Source organism: Aeromonas sp. WP2-W18-CRE-05 (assembly GCF_014168615.1).
GTDB lineage: Bacteria > Pseudomonadota > Gammaproteobacteria > Enterobacterales > Aeromonadaceae > Aeromonas > Aeromonas caviae.
Map to the genome: position 1 here is coordinate 2,746,990 of NZ_AP021917.1, position 22,164 is coordinate 2,769,153.

The 22,164-nt window shown below is 62.0% G+C and carries 18 protein-coding genes; 9 read left to right on the forward strand and 9 right to left on the reverse strand.

Annotated elements, in window-relative coordinates; translation table 11 throughout:
• Window positions 1-141 precede the first annotated feature (141 nt).
• Both H7R73_RS12915 and H7R73_RS12920 read right to left on the reverse strand, forming a co-directional pair.
• Window positions 142-897: a DUF429 domain-containing protein gene (locus tag H7R73_RS12915; RefSeq protein WP_103260218.1), complete on the reverse strand. Its 756-nt coding sequence runs from the start codon at window positions 895-897 to the stop codon at window positions 142-144.
• Between the two features lie 77 nt (window positions 898-974).
• Window positions 975-1,538, reverse strand: a complete 564-nt coding sequence (locus H7R73_RS12920) for a VC2662 family protein (RefSeq protein WP_039040884.1) — start codon at window positions 1,536-1,538, stop codon at window positions 975-977.
• Window positions 1,539-1,841: 303 nt separating this feature from the next.
• Here H7R73_RS12920 and H7R73_RS12925 point away from each other — a divergent pair, with 303 nt between their 5' ends.
• From H7R73_RS12925 to ybcJ, 4 genes are all read left to right on the forward strand, one after another.
• A complete protein-coding gene (locus H7R73_RS12925; RefSeq protein WP_039040883.1) occupies window positions 1,842-2,192 on the forward strand; it encodes a phasin family protein in 351 nt (116 codons plus the stop codon).
• A gap of 95 nt (window positions 2,193-2,287) precedes the next feature.
• A complete protein-coding gene (locus H7R73_RS12930; protein WP_103260219.1) occupies window positions 2,288-4,075 on the forward strand; it encodes a class I poly(R)-hydroxyalkanoic acid synthase in 1,788 nt (595 codons plus the stop codon).
• Complete coding sequence (locus H7R73_RS12935; protein WP_103260220.1) at window positions 4,072-4,476, forward strand: MaoC family dehydratase; 405 nt, start codon at window positions 4,072-4,074, stop codon at window positions 4,474-4,476. The genes H7R73_RS12930 and H7R73_RS12935 overlap by 4 nt, the downstream gene beginning before the upstream one ends.
• Before the next feature lie 165 nt (window positions 4,477-4,641).
• Window positions 4,642-4,875, forward strand: a complete 234-nt coding sequence (gene ybcJ, locus H7R73_RS12940; protein ID WP_103260221.1) for a ribosome-associated protein YbcJ — start codon at window positions 4,642-4,644, stop codon at window positions 4,873-4,875.
• Between the two features lie 39 nt (window positions 4,876-4,914).
• On the opposite strand, the gene H7R73_RS12945 is transcribed toward ybcJ, so the two are convergent.
• On the reverse strand, window positions 4,915-5,388 hold the full coding sequence (locus H7R73_RS12945; RefSeq protein ID WP_010674883.1) for a DUF4442 domain-containing protein: 474 nt from the start codon (window positions 5,386-5,388) through the stop codon (window positions 4,915-4,917).
• A 427-nt stretch (window positions 5,389-5,815) separates the two neighbouring features.
• On the opposite strand from H7R73_RS12945, the gene H7R73_RS12950 reads away from it, so the two are divergent.
• The gene (locus H7R73_RS12950) at window positions 5,816-6,997 is read left to right on the forward strand and encodes a hypothetical protein (RefSeq protein ID WP_103260222.1); all 1,182 of its coding nucleotides are present in this window, start codon (window positions 5,816-5,818) and stop codon (window positions 6,995-6,997) included.
• 54 nt (window positions 6,998-7,051) lie between these two features.
• Here the strand turns inward: H7R73_RS12950 and H7R73_RS12955 are convergent, their stop codons facing one another.
• The 3 genes from H7R73_RS12955 to H7R73_RS12965 form a co-directional block, all read right to left on the reverse strand.
• Window positions 7,052-8,803, reverse strand: coding sequence for an ABC transporter transmembrane domain-containing protein (locus tag H7R73_RS12955; RefSeq protein ID WP_103260223.1), 1,752 nt, complete (start codon window positions 8,801-8,803; stop codon window positions 7,052-7,054).
• A gap of 109 nt (window positions 8,804-8,912) precedes the next feature.
• Window positions 8,913-10,649, reverse strand: coding sequence for an ABC transporter transmembrane domain-containing protein (locus tag H7R73_RS12960; protein ID WP_103260224.1), 1,737 nt, complete (start codon window positions 10,647-10,649; stop codon window positions 8,913-8,915).
• Between the two features lie 139 nt (window positions 10,650-10,788).
• On the reverse strand, window positions 10,789-13,587 hold the full coding sequence (locus H7R73_RS12965; RefSeq protein WP_042879779.1) for a hybrid sensor histidine kinase/response regulator: 2,799 nt from the start codon (window positions 13,585-13,587) through the stop codon (window positions 10,789-10,791).
• A gap of 153 nt (window positions 13,588-13,740) precedes the next feature.
• Between H7R73_RS12965 and trxC the strand changes: the two genes are divergently transcribed.
• The 3 genes from trxC to H7R73_RS12980 all read left to right on the forward strand — a co-directional run bounded on the left by trxC (window position 13,741) and on the right by H7R73_RS12980 (window position 16,468).
• Entirely contained in the window at window positions 13,741-14,181 is a 441-nt protein-coding gene (trxC, locus tag H7R73_RS12970) for a thioredoxin TrxC (RefSeq protein ID WP_041215078.1), read from the forward strand.
• Window positions 14,182-14,335: 154 nt separating this feature from the next.
• Window positions 14,336-15,724 (forward strand): SLC13 family permease, encoded by a 1,389-nt coding sequence (locus H7R73_RS12975; protein WP_041215077.1) that lies wholly within the window; start codon window positions 14,336-14,338, stop codon window positions 15,722-15,724.
• Between the two features lie 177 nt (window positions 15,725-15,901).
• Window positions 15,902-16,468 (forward strand): cytochrome b/b6 domain-containing protein, encoded by a 567-nt coding sequence (locus H7R73_RS12980; protein WP_103260225.1) that lies wholly within the window; start codon window positions 15,902-15,904, stop codon window positions 16,466-16,468.
• Window positions 16,469-16,532: 64 nt separating this feature from the next.
• On the opposite strand, the gene H7R73_RS12985 is transcribed toward H7R73_RS12980, so the two are convergent.
• Together H7R73_RS12985 and H7R73_RS12990 are read right to left on the reverse strand one after the other, a co-directional pair.
• Window positions 16,533-19,007, reverse strand: coding sequence for a glycogen/starch/alpha-glucan phosphorylase (locus tag H7R73_RS12985; protein ID WP_103260226.1), 2,475 nt, complete (start codon window positions 19,005-19,007; stop codon window positions 16,533-16,535).
• Between the two features lie 393 nt (window positions 19,008-19,400).
• Window positions 19,401-19,598, reverse strand: a complete 198-nt coding sequence (locus H7R73_RS12990; protein WP_005323525.1) for a DUF4250 domain-containing protein — start codon at window positions 19,596-19,598, stop codon at window positions 19,401-19,403.
• Between the two features lie 234 nt (window positions 19,599-19,832).
• Between H7R73_RS12990 and H7R73_RS12995 the strand changes: the two genes are divergently transcribed.
• A complete protein-coding gene (locus H7R73_RS12995; protein ID WP_103260227.1) occupies window positions 19,833-20,309 on the forward strand; it encodes a cell division inhibitor in 477 nt (158 codons plus the stop codon).
• 257 nt (window positions 20,310-20,566) lie between these two features.
• Here the strand turns inward: H7R73_RS12995 and H7R73_RS13000 are convergent, their stop codons facing one another.
• A complete protein-coding gene (locus H7R73_RS13000; protein ID WP_039040872.1) occupies window positions 20,567-22,090 on the reverse strand; it encodes a fumarate hydratase in 1,524 nt (507 codons plus the stop codon).
• Window positions 22,091-22,164: the final 74 nt, after the last annotated feature.

Consider the following 22,164-nt stretch of genomic DNA (forward strand, 5'->3'; position numbering starts at 1 on the left):
AAGGGTCAAGGAGGCGTCGGAAGATCACAGGACGAACGCGGCCTACCCTTGCCTGACACCGTGGCAACGGCAAGCCATACACAGTGGCGACAGCAAGTCGCCAGCAGTCTCATCAGAGGGAGCGTAGTGCCCTTGGGCGCCTCAATCCCGGGCGAAGTGGTAGACCCAGCCTTCGTCCGGTGCCATCTCGTCCGGCAGGTCCACCAGGGCAGGCAGCGAGGTGACGGCCCCTTCGGCCGCAAATTGCAGGGCCATCAGAGCGCAGAGCGCGGCATCATAGGGATCCGTTCCAGGGATGAGGGACACCGGCAGGTGGGGTTGCAGCTCGGGCCGCACCGCAGAGGCTTTGCCCCCCATTTTGGCCAAGGCGGGATAGACCTCCAGCACCGCGCGCCCGGCAGCCCTCGCCTGTTTTGGCACCAGTTGCAGATCCCCGAGACGCGGCAGCATGGAGAGGGCCAGGGTGGCGTTGTTGCCGAGCCTGTCGAATGTTGCGGAGAGGGGCTTCTTGCCATAGTGCTGATGGAGCCAGCGCTCGCAATCCCGGTAGGCGTAAGGGTTGTCAATCTCCCGCTGAGGCACGGGAAAGCCGCTCCCCCGCCCCGCCAGCAGATCGGCGAGGGCGCGGGGAAAGGCCAGGGGCGCATCGATGCCGAGAGCAAGGCGCGGGCAGGCCAGCACCTGCATCAGCGCCACCTCGTCTTGCAGGGCCGGGCGCAGCAGGGCATCCAGATCCGGCGCGACCCGGGAGCTCAGCCGAAACAAGGGGGAGATCCCGAGCCAGTGCAGACGGGACTCCCGGGCCTGCCAACCCACCACCGCCACCGCCTGGGCATTACCCTGCCAGCCCCTCACGTCCCAACCGATGCCGATGGCGTCCATGTGTTCCGTTGTCATGCCCCTGTTACCTCTGTGCAGCCTTGATGGAGCACAGGGTAATGGCTGCCCCTCCTAAAGCAAGGGCAAGTTGGTCCCTAGAAGGATTTCTTGAAGTTGATCAGGGGCAGAATGGGGAAGATGCCGTTCTCGGCGTAGTTGGCCAGGCCAATCTGCAAGCCGTCCAGGTGCTTGGTGGCATTGACGAACCCCAGCTGGAAGGTGGTGCGTTCGGCATAGTTGACGAAGCCGACGTTGGCCAGGGCATTGCCCTGGGCGATGTTGACCGCCCCCCAGTTGAGCCCCTTCACATTGTTGGTCAGGTTGACGAAGCCCAGATTGAGGCCGGTATCCTGCCCTTCATGCCAGTTGACGGCGTTGATGGCGACCCCGCCAAACTGGTGGCGCACCCGGCTCGCGCCAAAGAACACACCAAGCTGCAGGCCGGTGAACTGATCCACGTCGGAGAGGGCGAACACCGGCAGATCGATCCCCTTCACCTGGCCGGTGCGGCCGTAGAGGAAGGAAGCCCGTGCCCCTTCCACCTGATTGGACGAGGGCAGGTTGATACCGGGCAGGGAGATCTGGACCGGCGTGCTGGCCTGGGCGACACCGGCGAGGGTCAGGGCACCACAGCCGAGCAGCAGGGCGAACGGTTTCATCGGGGATTCCTTGTGAAGAGGGTGTGGCTCAAGGGTACCAGCGCAGGCCCCGGGGGACGAGACCCCGACCCTTTCCCTGCGTCACCTCTCGTCTGAATCCGGGGATGGCTCTCTCGGTGGATTGGAAAATTCAAACAGAAACTAACATTTATGTCATTTACACCAAAGGTGGATTGGTTGCAGAATGCTCAAACGTGTGTTTGAACAGAGCAAACAACACGTAACACAGGGATGACGTGCTGTACCCGCAAGAAGGGTCGATTGACCCGCAAAAACAGTGTTCTGCCGAACCGGAGACCCATGATGAATATGGACGTGATCAAGAGCTTTACCGAGCAGATGCAAGGCTTTGCCGCCCCCCTCACCCGCTACAACCAGCTGCTGGCCAGCAACATCGAACAGCTGACCCGGTTGCAACTGGCGTCCGCCAATGCCTACGCCGAACTGGGGCTCAACCAGTTGCAGGCCGTCGGCAAGGTGCAGGATGCCCAGAGCCTGGCGGCCCTCGGCACCGTGCAGCTGGAGAGCGCCAGCCAGCTCTCCCGCCAGATGCTGGATGACATCCAGAAGCTCAGCGCCCTCGGCCAGCAGTTCAAGGAAGAGCTGGATGCCCTGACCGCAGATGGCATCAAGAAGAGCACGGGCAAGGCCTGATAACCCCTGGCTGCCCGTCTTGCGGGCAGCCACATCTCCCCACGACTCGACAGAACGGGCAAGTGCCCGCCCCGGGCGTGGGTGAAGGAGAACACATGAGCCAATCATCTTACGGCCCGCTGTTCGAGGCCCTGGCCCACTACAACGACAAGCTGCTGGCCATGGCCAGAGCCCAGACAGAGCGCACCGCCCAGGCCCTGCTGCAGACCAGTCTGGACGATCTGGGCAAGGTGCTGGAGCAGGGCAGCCAGCAGCCCTGGCAGCTGATCCAGTCCCAGATGAACTGGTGGCAAGATCAGCTCAAGCTGATGCAGCACACCCTGCTCAAGAGTGCAGGCCAGCCGAGCGAGCCGGTGATCACCCCGGATCGCAGCGATCGCCGCTTCAAGGCCGACGCCTGGAGCGAGCAACCCCTCTATGACTACCTCAAGCAATCCTATCTGCTGACCGCAAGACACCTGCTGGCGGCGGTGGATGCCCTGGAGGGCGTGCCCGAGAAGAGCCGGGAGCGACTGCGCTTTTTCACCCGCCAGTACGTCAACGCCATGGCTCCCAGCAACTTCCTGGCCACCAACCCGGAGCTGCTCAAGCTCACCCTGGAGTCCGACGGCCAGAATCTGGTGCGCGGCCTTGCGCTCCTGGCCGAAGATCTGGAGCGCAGCGCCGATCACCTCAACATCCGCCTGACCGACGAGTCCGCCTTCGAGCTCGGCCGGGATCTGGCGACTACCCCGGGCCGGGTAGTGCTGCGCACCGAGCTCTTTGAGCTCATCCAGTACAGCCCGACCACGGCGACGGTGGGCAAGACCCCGGTGCTGGTCGTGCCCCCCTTCATCAACAAGTACTACATCATGGACATGCGCCCCCAGAACTCCCTGGTGGCCTGGCTGGTCGCCCAGGGGCAGACGGTCTTCATGATCTCCTGGCGCAACCCGGGGGTGGCACAGGGGCAGGTCGATCTCGACGACTACGTGGTGGACGGGGTCATCGCCGCCCTGGACGCCGTGGAGGCGGCCACCGGCGAGCGGGAGGTGCACGGCATCGGCTACTGCATCGGTGGCACTGCATTGTCACTCGCCATGGGCTGGCTGGCGGCGCGGCGCCAGAAACAGCGAGTACGCAGCGCCACCCTGTTCACCACCCTGCTGGACTTCTCCCAGCCCGGGGAGCTTGGCATCTTCATCCACGAGCCCATCATCGCGGCGCTGGAGGCCCAGAACGAGGCCAGGGGCATCATGGACGGGCGCCAGCTGGCGGTCTCCTTCAGTCTGCTGCGGGAGAACAGCCTCTACTGGAACTACTACATCGACAGCTACCTCAAGGGCCAGAGCCCGGTGGCGTTCGATCTGCTGCACTGGAACAGCGACAGCACCAACGTGGCGGGCAAGACCCACAACAGCCTGCTGCGCCGACTCTACCTGGAAAACCAGCTGGTGAAGGGGGAGCTCAAGATCCGCCACACCCGCATCGATCTCGCCAAGGTGAAGACCCCGGTGCTGCTGGTGTCCGCCGCGGACGATCACATCGCCCTCTGGCAGGGGACCTGGCAGGGCATGGCGCTGTTCGGGGGCGAGCGGCGCTTCATTCTGGCCGAATCCGGGCACATCGCCGGCATCATCAATCCGCCGGATGCCAACAAATACGGCTTCTGGCAAAACGGGGCCGAGGCGGACAGCCCGGCGCAGTGGCTGGCGGGGGCGACCCACCAGAGCGGCTCCTGGTGGCCCGAGATGATGCGCTTTATCAAAGACCGTGACGAGGCAGAGCCCGTCCCCGCCCGGCAGCCTGTCGAGGGGCTGGAGGCGGCCCCCGGCAGCTACGTCAAGGTACGGCTCAATCCGGTGTTTGCCGGCGTCAGGAAGCAAGAAGAGGAACCCGCATGAGTACACAACCCCTTGCCGTGGGCCAGAAGGCTCGCCTGACCAAGCGCTTCGGCCCGGCCGAGGTGGCGGCCTTCGCCGGCCTCTCGGAGGATTTCAATCCCCTGCACCTGGACCCGGACTTCGCCGCCACGACGGTGTTCGAGCGCCCCATCGTCCACGGCATGTTGCTGGCGAGCCTCTTCTCCGGGCTGCTCGGTCAGCAGTTGCCAGGCAAGGGGAGCATCTACCTGGGCCAGAGCCTCGGCTTCAAACTGCCGGTGTTCGTGGGGGACGAGGTGACGGCGGAGGTGGAGATCATCGCCCTGCGGGACGACAAGCCCATCGCCACCCTGGCCACCCGCATCTTCACCCAGGGCGGCGCCCTCGCCGTGACGGGGGAAGCGGTGGTGAAGCTCCCTTGAGCGCCAGTGGCACCCAGAGACACAACCAGCCCGGTCGGGCTGGTTTTTTTGCCTGTGCTCGCCCCTTTTTCGGGGCAATTCGGCCCGGGCCCTTTCCCTGCCCCGCCTAACTGCCTAGAATGAGCCCCCGCTGTTTCAGCCATTCATCCAGCTAGAGGATTTCCCATGGAGACGTTTCTGCTCGAAGGTCACCCCTTCGTTGCCTTGTGTGACCTGATCAAGCATCAGGGTTGGGCCGATTGCGGCGGTGCCGCCAAGGCGCTGGTCGCCGAGGGCCTGGTGGAAGTGGACGGTCAGGTCGAGACCCGCAAACGCTGCAAGATAGTCGCCGAGCAGGTGGTCAACTTCAACGGCATGAAGGTGGTCGTGAAGGAAGGGAGCAGCCCCGAGATCCTCTGATCCCGGCTTGAACAAGGGCGCCAGCGCGCCCTCGGGCCTTCAGCTGGCCTTGATGGAGAGGGTCAGCACGAAGCGGGCCATGGCCTCGTCGCCGTTGCGAGACGGGCAGGTGGCCACCACCTGGATGGGGCGGTTGATGCGCTGACCGCTCGCCAGGGACTCGTCGATCATGGCGTCGATAAGCTCCCCCGCCGCGCAATCAAACTGCACGTCCCCCTCCGGACGCTTCAAAAACTCCCCCTGCACATCCTTGAAGGCAAAATGCACCTTCTTGCGCCGCGCCCGCCCCTTCTCCATGACCAGGAGCCCTCCCACCAGGTCGGCACCGGTGGCGAGCGCCCCGAAATACATGCTGCCCAGGTGGTTGCGGGTGCGCCAGCCCAGCGGAATGCGGATGCGCAGCGCCCTGGCGTCCATCTGCTCGATGACGGGGGCACAGAAACCAATGACGGGAATGTAGCGCCAGGCGAACAGACGCAGGGCGAGGTTGGCTTTGAGGCGTTGCAGGTCCATTGCAAACTGATCCGATGAGTGAATGTGACGCAAATGTTGCCAGCCTGCTTCCCGATAGACAAGCCTCCCGTGCCATCCCTGTGAGCGGGCCCCCAAAGGGTATTTGCAAAATTCATGCAATGGCCAGGTTCTATTTGTCTGGCAAATGATAAAACCGGCCTTTCCTGACCCCGGGTCGCCCCTCTCTTTCCCTTTTCCGATTTTTTTCAAGGTCCCGCACCGGATGACGGGACCATGACAGCCATATCCGAATGAAACACAACGAGAAATACTCCCCGTCAGGGGGCTAGCCCAGGATCCCGCCCCCGCCACTGGGATTATTCGCAGTAACCAAACCCCCACTCCCTCGCTAGGCTGTTGCTGGCCCGGAAGTAGCCACTCGGCACCGGGTCAACCCGTCTACCAATCTCACCATAAGGATAGAGAGATGAGTCACGTGCAACAGTTGTTCAACGGGGGCGAGAGCGCCGGTACTTTCCAGCTCAACTTCAACAACAACCGTGCCTACGAGCTGTTTGGCCGGGAGTACCTCAAGTGCTATGCCAACCTCAGCGCCAAGGGGAAGATGAGCAAGCCCCTGCCCACCGGGCCGCTGAGCTACACCGTCGACTTCGCCATGGATTGCGGCTGCAGTTCGGTGCTGTTTGACTTCAACCTCGCCTACAAGAAGACCTTCGGCAACCAGTTGCAGGCCCCCCTGTGGCGCGAGTCCGACTACGAGGCCGAGCTGGTGCTCTGCCAGCTGGTGCGCGAGGCACCGGCCAACCGCCTGAGCAACCATGATCAGTTCGCCGAGGCCGAGGCCTTCTTCAACGACGTCAATCTGCCCGACACCGTCCGGGCGGTGGGCACTGATCCCTATGCCGACAAGGACGGCCTGGTGGAGTTCATCGTGGCCAACGAGCTGCTGGACGATCCCGCCGTCATGGCCAAGCTGGCGGAACAGAAGGCCTACCTCATCGCCATCACCTCCGTGGTCACCGCCTACATCAACCGTTACGCCGAAGCCTATGGCGAGCAGTACAAGACGGACGCGGATCTCTGGGCCAGGGCCCTCTCCAAGATCCCTCTGATGGGGCCGAGCAAGATCGATCAGCAGAGCTACAGCCGCCACATCAAGGGGCTCAGCATCGCCACCGACTTCATCAACTTCATCATGGACGTGGTGGTGAGCCAGGGCACCACGGCGCTGGCCAGCTTCAACAAGTTCCTGCAAAAGCAGGGGGATGCCATCCGCTTCGGGGTGGAGAACAACAAGGACTTCTACAAGACCATCACGGTGGGGGTCACGGTGGAAGTGTTCAAGGTGGGCAACGAACTGGTCTATGTGCCGAAGATCAAGCAGTACCGCGTCAACTTCGACCGCCAGAACAGCAAGTTCACCTCCGCCTGTGCCAGCGCCGAGTTCGTCGACATCTACTTCAACTACCTCTATGCCGCCAACGTGTTCGACTACGAGGCCCTCAAGGACCCCGAGATCAAGCGCGACTTCGACAGCTTCATCCAGAAGCAGCGCAAGGCACAAATTGAAGAAGCGGATACCTTCTTCAACGATGACTTCCCGCCCCTGGAGCCCAAGCTGGTCAGCCGCAGCAAGGTCACGGTGTAACCCCGCCAGTCAAAAAAACAGCCGGCAGATGCCGGCTGTTTTTTTAGGTGGGCCTCAGGCCCGTTTCTCTTCAAGCCAGGCCCCCTGGCTCTGCATCTCGAACAGCTGGGCATAATGCCCCCCCAGCGCCATCAGCTCGCCGTGGGTGCCGCGCTCGCTCACCCACCCGCGGGAGAGCAGCAGGATTTCATCGGCATCCACAATGGTGGAGAGACGGTGGGCGATGGCGATGGTGGTGCGGCCACGGCGCGCCGCCGAGAGCGCCTGGGAGAGGGCGAGCTCGGTCTGGGAGTCCACGCTCGCGGTCGCCTCGTCCAGGATGAGGATGCGCGGATCCCCCACCAGGGCGCGGGCAAAGGAGAGCAGCTGGCGCTGGCCGGCGGAGAGGTTCTTGCCCCCCTCCTCCATCAGGGTGGCCAGGCCATCGGGCAGGCGGCGCACGAAATCGGCCAGCTGCACCTCCTCCAGAGCCTGCCAGAGCCGCCCATCCTCGATGCCGTCACGCCCAAGGCGCAGGTTCTCGGCCAGGGTGCCGACGAAGATGAAAGGATCCTGCTGCACCAGGCCGATGCTGCGACGCACCGCCGAGAGGGCCAGGTCGTTCATGGGGTGATCATCGAAGTGGATGCTCCCCCGATCCAGGGGGTAGAAACCCATCAGCAGGCTGATGATGGTGGACTTGCCGCTGCCGGTGTGGCCCACCAGCGCCAGCATCTGGCCCGGCCGGGTGGCAAAGCTCACATCTTGCAGTACCTGCTGCTCCCCGTCGTAGGAGAAGCCCACCCCGTCGAAGCGTACCCGTCCCTCCAGGGAGCGCACCTCCCCGTCGGTGCTCTCGCGGGTTTCATCGAGCAGGGCGAATACCCGCTCCCCCGCCACCATGGCCTGCTGCAACTGGTTGAGCTGGTTGGTCATCTCGATGAGGGGCTCGATCATCCGCCCCAGATAGCTGATGAAGGCGTAAAGCACCCCCACCTGAATGGCCCCCGCCGTGCTCAGCCCCTCGTGGGCAAACAGGGCCAGCAGACCGATGAGCACCATCATGTAGAAGAGATCGATGAGGGGGCGCAGCAGGATGCCGTTGATCTTGAGGCTCTTGATCCGCGCCTGCCAGTGCTGCTGGTTCACCCCCGCAAAGGCGTTGGCGAAGTGGCGCTCCTGCACCATGGCCTGGATCACCGGCATCCCCTGCAACGACTCGTTGAGACGGCTGTTGATGTCGGAGAGCAAGGATCGGGTCGCCCTCACCACGGGCACGCTCAGTTTCTGGTAGAGCCACATCACGGCCCCCACCGCCGGCAGCAGGGTGGCGCACACCAGCATCAGGCGCAAGTCCAGCAGCGCCATGGAGAGCAGGATGCCGCACAGGAGCACCACTTTTTGCACCAGGAGCCCGATCACCTGGACATAGAGGTTCATGATCGCCTCGGTGTCGTTGGTGATGCGGGAGATGAGGGAGCCCGAGCGGTGCTTGTCGAAATAGCGGGCAGGCAGGCGGATGGCGGTGGCGAACACCTGCTCGCGCAGACGCTGCACCACCGCCTGGGCGATGCGGTTGAAGCGCAGGGATTGCAGATAGAAGCCGGCCGCCGACAACACCTGCAACCCCAGATAACCGGCGGCAAGGGCGGCGATGATGCCCCACTCCAGCCGGCGCGGCGCCAGGTAGTCATCGATGAAGAGCTTGATGAGCAAGGGACCCGCCACCTCGGCGCCGGTGGCGAGCAGCAGGCAGATGCCCGCCTGCACCAGCCAGCGGGGGTAGCTGGCGCAGTAGGCGAGCAGCCGTTTGATGGTTGGATTCACAGACTTGCCTCCAGCGCAGCGTTCCACGGGAATTGACTCTTTTTGCTCCCCTCTCCGATCGCGGGAGCCGGGCGGGGGGTGAAGGAAACCAGGGGTCTTGTCATCCTGTTCACAGGCTCTCCTCCACGTCCTGCTCCAGGCGCTGGTAGCGGACCATGTCCGCGTACCAGCCGTTCCTGGCCATCAGGGCCTCGTGACGGCCCCGCTCGCTGATCGCTCCCTGCTCCAGCACCAGGATCTCGTCCGCCTGCTCCACCGCCGTCATGCGGTGGCTCACCAGCACCAGGGTGCGTTTGTGGACCTTGAGGGCCAGCAGGATCTGCTGCTCGGTGTGGGCATCCACCGCCGAGAGGGCGTCATCCAGCACCAGGATAGGGGCATCCAGCAGCAGGGCGCGGGCGATGGCCAGACGCTGCTTCTGACCGCCGGAGAGGGTCACCCCCTTCTCCCCCACCTCGGTTTCATACCCTTTGGGGAAGCGACTGATGTCGTCGTGCACGCAGGCGATGCGCGCCACCCGCTCAATCTCCTCCCGACTCGCCTCGGGGCGGCCCAGGGCGATGTTGGCCGCGATGGTGGTGGAGAACAGAAACGGCTCCTGGGGCACATAGGCAAACTGGCTGCGCAGCTCACCCAGCGACAGTTGCGAGATGGGCACCTCTCCCATGCGGATCTCCCCGGCCGTGGGGTTGGCCAGGCGCATCAGCAGCTTGAGCAGGGAGCTCTTGCCTGCCCCGGTGCGTCCCACTATCCCCAGCATGGCGCCAGCCTGCAGGGTGACATCCACCCCCTGCAACAGGGTGCGCTGCTCCAGCCGGTAGCCCAGCCCCTGCACCCGCAGGGGAAAGGCCGAGGCCAGCGCCACGGGATGGGCCGGCTCCTCGATGTCGCTGCGCTCCCCCAGCAGGCTTTCGATGCGCGAGTAGGCGGCGCTGCCCCGCTCGATGATGTTGAACAGCCAGGCGATGGCGAACATGGGCCAGATGAGCTGGCCGAGGTACATGGTGAAGCTGGTGAGCTCCCCCAGAGTCAGCTTGTCTTGCAGCACCAGGGAGCTGCCCCCTGCGACCGCCAGAAAATAGGAGCAGCCGATGCACAGGTAAATCACGGGGTCGAACTTGGCGTCGATGCGGGCCACCGCCATGTTGCGCTCCCCCGCCTGACGGGTCAGCTCGGCAAAGCCCTCGTCCTCCAGGGATTCGACCGCGTAGGATTTGAGCACCCGCACCCCGGAGAGGGCCTCCTGGGTCTTGTTGTTGAGGCGGGAGAAGGCCCCCTGCGCCGCCTTGAACTCCTTGTAGATCTGGGTCCCGAAGCGGTTCATGAAGAAGGCCATCACCGGCAGGGGCAGCAGGGAGAGCAGGGTCAGCTGCCAGGAGTACTGGCTGCACATGATGGAGAGCACCAGGATGCCGACGATGAAGGAGTCCACCAGGGTCAGCACCCCTTCCCCTGCGGTCATCTCCACCGCCTGGATGTCGTTGGTGGCGTGGGCCATCAGATCACCGGTGCGGTGGCGCTGGTAGAAATCCGGGCTCATGCGGGTGAAGTGGCTGAACAGCCGGTTGCGCAGCACGTAGGCGAGCCGGTAGGAGGCACCGAACAGCATGACCCGCCACACATAGCGCAGCAGGTAGATAAGCAGTCCCAGGCCAAAAAGCCCCGCCAGATAGCCGGTCAGGGTGCCGCTGTCCAGGTCACCCTTGGCAATGCCATCCACCACCCAGCCCACCACCTTGGGGGGGATCACGGTCAACAGGGCCACCAGCATCAGCAGGGAGATGGCCACCAGATAACGCCGCCACTGATCCTTGAAAAACCAGCCAAGCCGCAAAAATACGCTCACAGAGAAGTCCTTGGTCGCGGCGCGCTGCCGCGTGATCGTGAAGAGAAGCTCAATACAATCGCCCCCTGACGGGGGCGAACGAGTGGGTCATCATAGCCTGAAGCGGGTGACTTGAGAACGATTGCTATCTTGCCCTCCCTCAGAGCCGCTTGTCGGGGGGCGAGAAGGGGAAGGCGACCGACTCCTGCTGCTCTCCGGTGAGCAGGAAGTGGGAGACCTCCTCCCGGGTCTGGGTAAAGACCTGCTGCAACTGGTTGAGCTCCCCCTCGCTCAGCTCCTCCTGCAGCCGCAGCCGCCACTCCAGTTCCCCGGCCAGCAGTTGCAGGCGGGAAGCGGAGATGTTGGCCGAGACCCCCTTCAGGGTATGCAGCAACCGGCACGCCACTTCGGGCTGCTGGCGACGCAGGGCGGTGCGGATGTCCCACAGATCGTCCTTGTGCTCGGAGAGGAACAGCTTGAAGAGGATCTGCAGCGCCTCCCTGTCATGCTCCAGCCGGCGCAGGGCATCCTCCAGATCCAGCACGCCCATGAGGGCCGGCGGCTTGACCTCGATGGGCACCTTGGGCTCCCCGCCGCTGCTCTTCACCCATTGCAGCAGGTTGTTGTAGAGATCGAGCTTGCTCACCGGCTTGGTGACATAGCCGTTCATGCCGACACCAAGGCAGCGCTCCCTGTCCCCCGGCATGGCGCTGGCGGTGAGGGCGATGATGGGCACATCGTGCTTGTCCACCATCTTGCGGATCTGGCGGGTGGCATCCAGCCCGTCCAGCACCGGCATCTGCAGATCCATCAGGATGACGTCAAACGGCTGCTCCGCCACCTGCTCCACCGCCTCGCGGCCGTTGTCCACCACGGTGACCTTGGCCTCCACCCGGCGCAGGTACTCCAGAATGAGCTGCTGGTTGACCCGGTTGTCCTCGGCCAGCAGCACCCGGGTGCCGCGCAGCAGCTCCCGGAACTGCTGCTGATCCCCCTGGGCCTCCGCCTGGCGGACCTTGCTGTCATGGGAGCTGCCGTTGAGCAGTTCGTCCACCTTGGCCAGCAAGGCGTTTTCGGTCATGGGTTTGGCCAGGAAATGGGTCAGTCCCATGCTCTCCATCCGCCCGTGCAGCCCCTCCCTGGACCAGGCACTGGTCATCAGGACAGGCAGGCGCCGCCACTGGCTGTGCTGGTACATCTCGAGGGCCAAGTCCAGGCCATCCTCCTGACCCATGCGCCAGTCGAGGATGGCGAGGCGGAGGTGATGCCCCTCTTCCCGCAGCACCTGACGGGCGCGGGAGAGGCTGTTGACCGTGATGACGGACGCCCCCGCCCGCCCCAGGATGTCCTTGGCCAGTTCCAGCACCAGCTCGTTGTCATCCATCATCAGGATCAGGGGCTGGTGATCGAAGAAGACCCTACGCCCCGAGACCCCGTACACCGCCTGGGAGATGGGGATCTCGAACAGGAAGGTGGAGCCCACCCCGGGCTTGCTCTGCACGGTGATCTCCCCGCCCATCAGCCCCACCAGGCGCTGGGAGATGTTGAGGCCAAGCCCGGAGCCGCCATATTTGCGGGTATTGCCCGCCTCCAGCTGGGTAAAGGGCTGGAACAGCTGGGCCTGCTTCTCCGGGGCGATGCCGATGCCGGTATCCCGCACGCTGAAACAGACCCGCATGGGATGCTGGCTGGTGAGGGTGATGGCCACCTCCACCTCGCCCCGCTCGGTGAACTTGATGGCATTGTTCACCAGGTTGACCAGCACCTGACCGAGGCGCAGCGGATCCCCTCGCAGAAAGTCGGGCACGGCGGGAGACTTGTTGATGATGACCTCGATGTGTTTGCGCTCCGCCAGATCCGCGAACATGGCGGCGAGGGAGTCGAGCTGCTCGCTGAGATCGAAGTCGATCTCCTCCAGGGTCAGCTTGCCGGACTCCACCTTGGTGAGATCCAGGATGTCGTTGATGAGCAGCAGCAAGGTATCCGACGAGGATTTGATCTTGTTGAGATAGTCCCGCTGCTGGGGATCCAGGCTGGTTTGCAGTGCCAGGGCGCTGAAGCCGATGATGGCATTCATGGGGGTGCGGATCTCGTGGCTCATGTTGGCCAGGAAGTCGCTCTTGGCCTGGGCCAGCAGCGCGGCATGGCGTGAGAGCTCGCTCAGCTTCTGGTTGCGGCGCCACAGGGTCGCGGCCACCAGCGAGAAGCAGAGCAGCGCCCCCCCCAGCACCATCAGGTAGAAGCGGCTCTTGAGGGAGGAGGCCCGCTCCAGCTTGCTCTGCTTCCAGGCAGGCAGCGAGCTCAGCCCCTTCATCTCCACCACCTGATTGCGCAGGCGATGGTACTCCATCACCTGCTGATTGAACTCCTGGCCCAGCCGAACGAGGGCCGCGACCCTCGGCTGCTCGCCATAGCGGTCGAGCAGGTGCTGCTGGAGTTGCAGCAGTTGCCGCTGCTCGTTCTGATCCCAGCTGCGTCTGAGGTAGTGGTGCAGGCGCATGAGTTCGGTCAGGTCGCGGTACTGCGCCTCACCGACCGGCAGAGTGCCTTGCAACGCCTTGAGCTGACCCTGGAAGCGGGGAGCCAGATACTCGATGGTCATCTCCATGGTGTAGAGCCTGGCGAGATCCAGCAGATAACCGTCGATGTCCCGCTGCAACGCCTGGGAGCCGGGGTCGTCCACCGACTCCGGATCCTCGTGCACCAGCCTGACGAACCTGTCCAGGTGACTGGAAAGCAGGCTCAGGCGCTGCTGTACGCTGCCATCGCTTGCCTTCTCGCGCCCCAGCAGATAGACGGTATCGGTATTGACCCGATTAAGCACCATCTCAGCCGCCACGCTCAAATCGAAGGCACGCTGCTGCTGGCTGAGCAACTGCCAGCAATAGGCAGAAAAGCCCACCAGCGATACGATGATAAGGCCAAAGACAACACGATTGGCCCGTGCAACACTCTTCATCCCGTCTCGATTCTCATGTCATGGTCGGCCATCCGGTGACATCAGGTCACGGCCGGAGGCCAACTGTGAAAAACCACTGAGTGCTATATTACCGTTAGTCAGCGCTTTGATTGCAATAAAGATGTTGCCGGGCCATGAAATAAGGAAGCAATTATGTCACTTGTCACCACCTATTGTAGCCAATGCTTTACCCGCAACCGCCTGCCTGTCGAAAAAGCAGACTCAAACGCGAAGTGCGGCCGCTGCCGTCACCCCCTCTTCGAACAAACCCCGGTGGCGGGGCGTCAGGCCAGCTTCGATGCCCTGATCCAGTCCGACATCCCGGTGGTGGTGGACTTTTGGGCAAGCTGGTGTGGCCCCTGCCTGCAGTTTGCCCCCGTCTTTCAGGAGGTCGCCCGGGAGCTTGAGCCCCGCCTTCGCTTCGTGAAACTCGATACCGAGCAGGAGGCCGCCATCGCAGGTCGCTATGGCATCCGCAGCATCCCGACCCTGATGGTCTTCCAGCGGGGGGAGATCCTGGCACAGCGCAGCGGCTCTCTGCCCAAGAGCCTGTTCAAGGAGTGGCTGCTCTCCTTCACCTCCCCCGTCAAATGAAAATGAAATGTTTCATTTCTGTTTGATTGAAGATCCATTTTCACTTGACTCTGTGAGTCGCCACATGATTTGACCATATCCCCCTGTTTCAAACAGGGGGATAAATGTAACCTCGGCATCACAACAACAACCATAAATTAACCGAGAGAACGTTATGCACACATCGGCTGTACCTACGACTCCCCCCTCACGCTGGCTGGACATCAAGTCCGGGATCGTCATCCTGGATCTGCTCCTGCTCTGCGCCATGCTGGCATGGCTCCCGTTTGACCCCATGGTCAACAAGGGGCTGGCCATCCTGATCTTCATCGCCATCCTCTGGCTGACCGAGGCGGTGAACATCACCATCACCGCCATCTCCATCCCGGTGCTCGCCACCCTGCTCGGGGTGTTCGACATGAGCAAGTCGCTGACCGACTTTGCCAACCCCGTCCTGTTCCTCTTTTTTGGCGGCTTTGCCCTCGCGGCAGCCCTCTCCAAGCAGGGACTCGACACCCAGATCGCCGGCAAGGTGATGCAGCTCGCCAAGGGACACCTGGGCTGGGCTTCCATCGTGCTCTTCACCATCACGGCCGCCCTCTCCATGTGGATCAGCAACACCGCCACCGCGGCCATGATGATGCCGCTGGCCCTCGGCATGCTGAAGGGGCTGGACGTTCACAAGGAGCGCCGCACCCTGGTCTTCGTGCTGCTTGGCGTCGCCTATAGCGCCAGCATCGGTGGCATCGGCACCCTGGTGGGCAGCCCCCCCAATGCCATCGCCGCCGCCCAGATGGGCTTGGGCTTCACCGACTGGCTGGAGTTCGGCATCCCCGTGGTGATCATCTTCATGCCGGTGGGCATCGGCCTGCTCTACTGGGTGACCCGTCCCAATCTCTCCCACCAGGTGAGCACCGAGCAGGTCACCATCGAATGGACAGGTCAGCGCAAAGTGACCCTGGCCATCTTCCTGACCACGGTGCTGCTGTGGATTGGATCCCAGCCTCTTGCCAAGGCGCTGGGCGGCATTCCCCAGTTCGATACCCTGATCGCCATGGGCGCTATCCTGGCCATCGCCGTCAGCCGGGTCGCCAGCTGGGATGACATCAACCAGAACACCGACTGGGGCGTGCTGCTGCTGTTCGGGGGTGGTCTCACCTTGAGCGCCATCCTCAAGCAGACCGGGGCCAACGCCTTCCTGGCGGAGCACCTCTCCAGCGGCCTCTCCTCCATGCCCATCTTCGTGATCCTGCTCTGCCTGGCCGCCTTCGTGGTGTTCCTGACCGAGCTGGTCTCCAACACCGCCACCGCCGCGCTGCTGGTGCCGCTGTTCGCCGGGGTGGCCGAGGCTCTGGGAGTCTCCCCCATCGTGGTCTCCGTGCTGATCGCCGTCGGCGCCTCCTGTGCCTTCATGCTGCCGGTGGCCACGCCCCCCAACGCCATCGTCTTCGCCAGCGGCCATATCCAGCAGCGGGAGATGATGCGGGCCGGCCTGGTGCTGAACCTGGTGTTCACCGTCATCCTGACCATGCTGGCCTATTTCATGGGGGATATCCTCCACTGAGGTTCGCCCCCTAATGCCCCTACAAGCCCCGCATCGCCGGGGCTTTTTCTCGCCGCGACATCACCGCGACATTAACTCGCACTTAAGAAATCGCCTCCATGATGCTGACAACGGCCATCACGCAGCCATGGCTGACGATGGCGATGATCATGGACATCACGACAAGGGGATCACCTCATGGGAAAGACGATGCAGAACAACCGTGAAATCAAGGTATGGGATCCGGTGGTCAGGGGATTTCACTGGGCCACTGTGCTGTTGTGCGTGCTGAATCTCTTCATCCTTGAAGAGGGAGCGCGCAACCACCGCTATGCGGGATATGCGCTGGCCGGACTGCTGGTACTGCGCATCGTATGGGGTTTCAGCGGCTCCTATCATGCCCGCTTCGCCCAGTGGCTGCCGACACCGACCGGCGTCATCACCTATCTCAAGGAGACGATCAAGGGGCGCCATCCCTACTACGCCGGTCACAATCCTTTGGGGTCCTTGATGATACTGCTGCTGTTGACCTGCCTTGTCGGCACCGCCGCCAGCGGGATCATGACCGAATACGGGCCGCTCTCCGGCACCCATCGCATGGAAGAGATCCACGAGTTCTTTGCCAAGGGGCTGCAGGTGGCCATCTTCGTCCATGTACTGGCCGTCATCGCCCTGGATCGTCTGGTACGGGGCGATCTCGTCAGGGCGATGATCACCGGCAAGAAACGGGTGCCGGCGGACACCCGGGTGGTCGACATGCCCTGAGCCTCCCTCAACCCGACAGATGAAAAAAAACCCCGCATCGCGGGGTTTTTCACAGGAGCAGACATCAACCGACGTTGCAGCTCGTCAATTTCCAGATCCGGTCTACGTAATCCTGGATGGAGCGGTCGGAGTTGAACTTGCCCATGGTGGCCGAGTTGATGATGGCTTTCTTCGCCCACAGGGCCGGATCCCGGTACCAGGCGTCGATCAGCTTGTGCGCCTCGGAGTAGGACTCGAAATCGGCCAGGGTCAGGTAAGGGTCTCCCCCTTCCAGCAGGGAACGCTTGATGGAGGCGAGCTCCCCCGGGCGACCCGGCGTGAAGTAGTCGGTATCAAACCAGTCCAGCACGGCTTTCAGTTCGGAGTTGGCGTAGTAGAAGTCATACGGGTTGTAGCCGCGCGCCTTCAGTGACTTCACCTCGTCCACATTCAGACCGAAGATGGCGCAGTTCTCGGCACCCGCCTCTTCGGCGATCTCGATGTTGGCTCCATCCAGCGTCCCGATGGTGATGGCACCGTTCAGCGCCATCTTCATGTTGCCGGTACCGGATGCTTCGTAACCTGCGGTGGAGATCTGCTCGGAGACATCCGCCGCCGGGATCAGCTTCTCGGCGAGGCTCACGCGGTAGTTCGGCATGAACACCACTTTCAGCTTGCCCTGGATACGGGCGTCGTTATTGACCCGCTCCGCCAGCTTGTTGATGGCGTAGATGATGTCCTTGGCCAGTTTGTAGCCGGGCGCCGCCTTGGAGCCGAAGATGAACACCCGCGGATGCATGTCATAGTCCGGGTTCGCCAGCAGGCGACGGTAGAGCGCCATGATGTGGATGAGGTTCAGTTGCTGGCGCTTGTACTCGTGCAGACGCTTGATCTGGACATCGAAGATCGCCTCCGCGCTCACGTCGATACCGGTTTCCGCCTTGATGACCTTGACCAGCTTCTCCTTGTTGTGGCGCTTGATGGTCATGAACTGCTGCTGGAACGCCTTGTCGTCGGCAAACTTCACCACGCTGCGCAGCTTGTCCAGTTGCAGCGGCCACTCCTTGCCCACTACCTCGTTGTAGAGTTCGGCCAGTTCCGGGTTGCAGGCCAGCAGCCAGCGACGGGGAGTCACGCCGTTGGTGACGTTGCACATCTTCTCGGGCCACAGCTCGGCATACTCGGGGAAGAGATCTTCCTTCACCAGCTTGGAGTGGATCTCGGCCACACCGTTCACCTTGGAGGAGCCGATGACGCACAGGTTGCCCATGCGCACCTTGCGCACGTCACCCTCTTCGATGATGGAGAGCTTGGCCTTGATGGCATCGTTGCCCGGCCACTTGGGCTCCACCAGCTCGTTCAGGAAACGGGCGTTGATTTCGTAAATGATCTCGAGATGGCGCGGCAGTACCTTCTCGAACAGGCTGACGGACCACTTCTCCAGCGCTTCCGGCAGCAGGGTGTGGTTGGTGTAGGAGAAGACCTGATAGCAGATGCCCCAGGCGGTATCCCAGTTCAGCCCCTCTTCGTCCACCAGCACGCGCATCAGCTCGGGGATGGCCACGGTGGGGTGGGTATCGTTGAGCTGGATGGCGATTTGCGCGGCAAAGTTGCTGAAGTCACTGCCATGCACCCGCTTGTAGCGACGCATGATGTCCTTGATGGAGCAGGCGCAGAAGAAGTACTGCTGGATCAGGCGCAGCTCCTTGCCGGCGTCGGTCTCATCATTCGGGTAGAGCACCTTGGAGATGGTCTCGGCCTGGGCCTTTTCGGCCTGGGAGTCGATATAACCACCGGCGTTGAACACGTCCCAGTCGAAGAACTCGGAGGCGCGGGATTCCCACAGACGCAGGATGTTGACGGTGTGACCACCGAAGCCGACCACCGGAATGTCCCAGGGCACCCCTTTGATCTTGCGACCGGCGTGCCACACCTTCTTCAGGCCACCCTTGTCACCAAAGACGGTCTCCACGTAGCCGTAGAGCGGGATCTCCTGCACCGATTCCGGGCGGCAGATCTCCCAGGGGTTGCCATATTCGCGCCAAGAGTCCGGACGTTCGATCTGACGGCCATCCTGAATTTCCTGACGGAACAAACCGTGCTCGTAGTGGATGCCATAGCCGACCGCCGGGTAGTTCAGGGTGGCCAGGGAATCGATGAAGCAGGCAGCCAGACGACCCAGGCCGCCGTTGCCAAGGGCCATGTCAGGCTCTTGTTCGCAAAGATCGGTCAGTTCCAGACCAAGTTCACCCAGCGCCTCTTCACAGACTTTGTAGAGGGAGAGGTTGTGCAGGTTGTTGGAGGTCAAACGCCCCATCAAAAATTCAGCAGAGAGATAGTGAATCGCACGAGTATCTTTCTTGAAGTGAGTCTGCTGAGTACGGGTCAGGCGCTCGTACACCTGTTCATTGACGGCGGCAGCGGTCGCTTTCCACCAGGCATCCGGAGAGGCTTTCTGTTCGCTTGTACCCAAGGTAGAACGCAGGTGACGCACGATACTCGCCTTGAGCTGATCTTTATCCAGTTGGAGATCCTGGTCTGTCTTCTTCTTGGTAGCCATAAACCATTTTCCTTCGTTACAAATAAAAAATGTCATCCCATCGGGGGGACCGGCGCTGTTGTTATCTCAGAATATGCTCCGGCGGGGGCATACTAGCTAAAGCCAAGGGTTTAAAAGTTAACGTGAGTCACACTTTAACGCATAAAAATGACAGTTTCACCATGAAAACCCTTTCCTTTAGTCCGCCTGAATGAAATATAAATTTCGTTTTAAATCATAGTGATAAAAGAAAACAGAAAAGATAGTTTCATGAATAGGTTTTCAATGATTGCCTGTGACTGAAAATACGTGAAAATAACCGTCAACACGGGAGAAATTGAAAGCGTTTTCAATTCATATCTTCTCGTCAGGTAATAAAAAGGATGCTCCCATCGGAGCACCCTTTGATTTCAATTAACCATGCGCCTTGAACTGATTGCTCATGGGGTCGTAGTGATACCCGATCTGTTGCAGACGGGTAGCCAGCTGATCTTCTGTCATGTCGTAGTAAGCCAGCAGCTCTTCCAGGCCATCACACTCCAGCCGCAGCTTTTCGTTGATGATCCCGAGCAGAATGTTGGCATCCAGTCGTTGCAAGGTACTGACGTCCATCTCGCTCCCTCCTCTCCCCATACAGGACTGTATAACCATGAGCGCCGACCCGAAGTTTGTCTACAGGTTAAAAAACACCCTCTATAAGGAAGATATAAATATCCTTTTTAATCATGTAGTTAAAATCATCCCCTGTTAATCGGCTCACACTTTTAGCCACAAATGACTTGTCACTCCTTGCGAACAGAACTACTGTATACGCATACAGCATGGTTATTCATACAGGAACGACATATGAGCCAGCCCCTGAATCTTTGCCCCTCCTCCTCTGCCGGTCTGATCACCACCTGGCCCACTCGCCATCAGAGCAAGATGGGACAAGAGCAGCGGCGCGGCCCTCTCCATCAGGAAGCGCCGCTGCTGGATGCCCTGGGGCAACTGAGTCAGTCCGACAGTGGCTGGATCCTGCTCGTCGCCCCGCCAGGCCTGCCCGTCGCCGCGCAATTGCAGGCCAGAGGGATCAATCCTGCCAGGGTGCTTGTCGTGCACGCCCCCAAGATCAAGAATTGGCAGCGCCTGCTGGAGCAGAGCCTGATCAATGGTCACTGTGCCGCCGTGCTGACCTGGCTGCCCGAGCAGGTCGCCCTGGACCGGAGCACATTGAGCACCCTGGGCCAGCGTGCCGGTGTCCTGACCCGCTTCTTCGAGCCCTCAACCCCTCTGGGTGGGGCACTGAGCTACGGCGGCCAGGATGTCTACCTGAACCACTGATCGCCCCTTCGGCGTGACAGCCAATGCGCCGGCATTGCCCACCGGGTTATCCAGGCTTCCGACCCGGGATGTCATGGCGACAAAGACAAAGCAGCACAGCAGCACAGCAGCACAGCAGCACAGCAGCACAGCAGCAGTAAATTTGCTCAGGTCCAGACCGTCAAATGAGGCCCGCAAAAAAGGCGACCCGAGGGTCGCCTTTCAACATGCTGCTGTACGGGGCTAATCGCTCTGCGTTTGCACCGAAGCCCGATTGATCAAGCCAGCTTGGTCTCCAGCTCGGCAATCTTGGCGGACCAGTAGGCCGGGCCGGTCTCGTGGATGTTGTTGCCCTGGGAGTCGACCGCCACGGTGACCGGCATGTCTTCCACCTCGAACTCGTAGATGGCCTCCATCCCCAAATCGGCAAAGGCCACCACGCGCGCCTTCTTGATGGCTTTCGCCACCAGATAGGCGGCGCCGCCCACCGCCATCAGGTAGACAGCCTGGTGCTGCTTGATGCTCTCGACCGTCTTGGGGCCGCGCTCGGACTTGCCGATCATGCCGATGAGGCCGGTTTCTCCCAGCATCATGTCGGTGAATTTGTCCATCCGGGTGGACGTGGTGGGGCCAGCCGGGCCGACCACCTCGTCACGCACCGCATCGACCGGGCCCACGTAATAGATGAAGCGGTTGGTGAAATCGACCCCTTCGGGCAGTCCTTCACCCTTTTTCAGCATGTCGGCGATGCGCTTGTGGGCGGCGTCGCGGCCGGTCAGGATCTTGCCGGAGAGCAGCACGGTATCGCCGCTCTTCCAGCTGGCAAGCTCTGCCTTGGTGATACCATCCACGTTGACCCGGCGCACATTGCCACCGGACTCACGGGTGATCTCCGGCCAGTCTTCCAGCCTGGGGGGTGTCAGCTCCGCCGGGCCGGAGCCATCGAGTTCGAAATGCACGTGACGGGTGGCGGCGCAGTTGGGGATCATCACCACGGGCTTGGAGGCGGCGTGGGTCGGTGCGGATTTCACCTTCACATCCAGCACCGTGGTCAGGCCGCCCAGCCCCTGGGCACCGATCCCGAGCTTGTTGACCTTGTCATAGAGCTCGACCCTCAGCTTCTCTTCGGTGGTCTCGGGACCACGGGCAATCAGCTCCTGGATGTCGATGTGCTCCATCAGGGCTTCCTTGGCGAGCACCGCCGCCTTCTCGGCGGTGCCGCCGATGCCGATGCCGAGCATGCCAGGCGGGCACCAACCAGCCCCCATGGTCGGTACCGTCTTGAGTACCCACTCCACGATGTCGTCGGAGGGGTTGAGCATCACCATCTTCGATTTGTTTTCGGAACCGCCGCCCTTGGCCGCGATACTCACTTCCACCTTGTCGCCGGGGATCATGTCGATGTGCACGACAGCGGGGGCATTGTCTTTGGTGTTCTTGCGGCTGCCGGCCGGATCCGCCAGCACGGAGGCGCGCAGCGGGTTGTCCGGATTGGTGTAGGCACGGCGGGTGCCCTCATCCACCATCTCCTGGACCGTCATGTCACTGTCCCACTGTACCTGCATGCCGATCTTGACGAAGCAGGTGACGATACCGGTGTCCTGACAGAGCGGACGATGACCTTCGGCAGACATGCGGGAGTTGATCAGGATCTGGGCCAGGGCATCCTTGGCGGCCGGGTTGATCTCGCGGTCATAGGCGGCCTTGGCGGCCTGCACGAAATCGAGGGGGTGGTAGAAGGAGATGTACTGCAGGGCGTCAGCAATGGAATCGATAAAGTCCTGTTTTCTAATGATGCTCATATCATCCTCACTGGTCCTTGTTATCGCTTGCGCGAGCAAGGGCTTCCATATGAGCCGGGCCTTCGGCAGGTGGC

Excerpts from the sequence above, each read along its gene's own strand:
- H7R73_RS12915 (WP_103260218.1), bottom strand. The coding sequence starts at position 897 with ATGACAACGGAACACATGGACGCCATCGGCATCGGTTGGGACGTGAGG.
- H7R73_RS12920 (WP_039040884.1), bottom strand. The coding sequence starts at position 1,538 with ATGAAACCGTTCGCCCTGCTGCTCGGCTGTGGTGCCCTGACCCTCGCC.
- H7R73_RS12925 (WP_039040883.1), top strand. The coding sequence starts at position 1,842 with ATGAATATGGACGTGATCAAGAGCTTTACCGAGCAGATGCAAGGCTTT.
- H7R73_RS12930 (WP_103260219.1), top strand. The coding sequence starts at position 2,288 with ATGAGCCAATCATCTTACGGCCCGCTGTTCGAGGCCCTGGCCCACTAC.
- H7R73_RS12935 (WP_103260220.1), top strand. The coding sequence starts at position 4,072 with ATGAGTACACAACCCCTTGCCGTGGGCCAGAAGGCTCGCCTGACCAAG.
- ybcJ (WP_103260221.1), top strand. The coding sequence starts at position 4,642 with ATGGAGACGTTTCTGCTCGAAGGTCACCCCTTCGTTGCCTTGTGTGAC.
- H7R73_RS12945 (WP_010674883.1), bottom strand. The coding sequence starts at position 5,388 with ATGGACCTGCAACGCCTCAAAGCCAACCTCGCCCTGCGTCTGTTCGCC.
- H7R73_RS12950 (WP_103260222.1), top strand. The coding sequence starts at position 5,816 with ATGAGTCACGTGCAACAGTTGTTCAACGGGGGCGAGAGCGCCGGTACT.
- H7R73_RS12965 (WP_042879779.1), bottom strand. The coding sequence starts at position 13,587 with ATGAAGAGTGTTGCACGGGCCAATCGTGTTGTCTTTGGCCTTATCATC.
- trxC (WP_041215078.1), top strand. The coding sequence starts at position 13,741 with ATGTCACTTGTCACCACCTATTGTAGCCAATGCTTTACCCGCAACCGC.
- H7R73_RS12975 (WP_041215077.1), top strand. The coding sequence starts at position 14,336 with ATGCACACATCGGCTGTACCTACGACTCCCCCCTCACGCTGGCTGGAC.
- H7R73_RS12980 (WP_103260225.1), top strand. The coding sequence starts at position 15,902 with ATGGGAAAGACGATGCAGAACAACCGTGAAATCAAGGTATGGGATCCG.
- H7R73_RS12985 (WP_103260226.1), bottom strand. The coding sequence starts at position 19,007 with ATGGCTACCAAGAAGAAGACAGACCAGGATCTCCAACTGGATAAAGAT.
- H7R73_RS12990 (WP_005323525.1), bottom strand. The coding sequence starts at position 19,598 with ATGGACGTCAGTACCTTGCAACGACTGGATGCCAACATTCTGCTCGGG.
- H7R73_RS12995 (WP_103260227.1), top strand. The coding sequence starts at position 19,833 with ATGAGCCAGCCCCTGAATCTTTGCCCCTCCTCCTCTGCCGGTCTGATC.
- H7R73_RS13000 (WP_039040872.1), bottom strand. The coding sequence starts at position 22,090 with ATGAGCATCATTAGAAAACAGGACTTTATCGATTCCATTGCTGACGCC.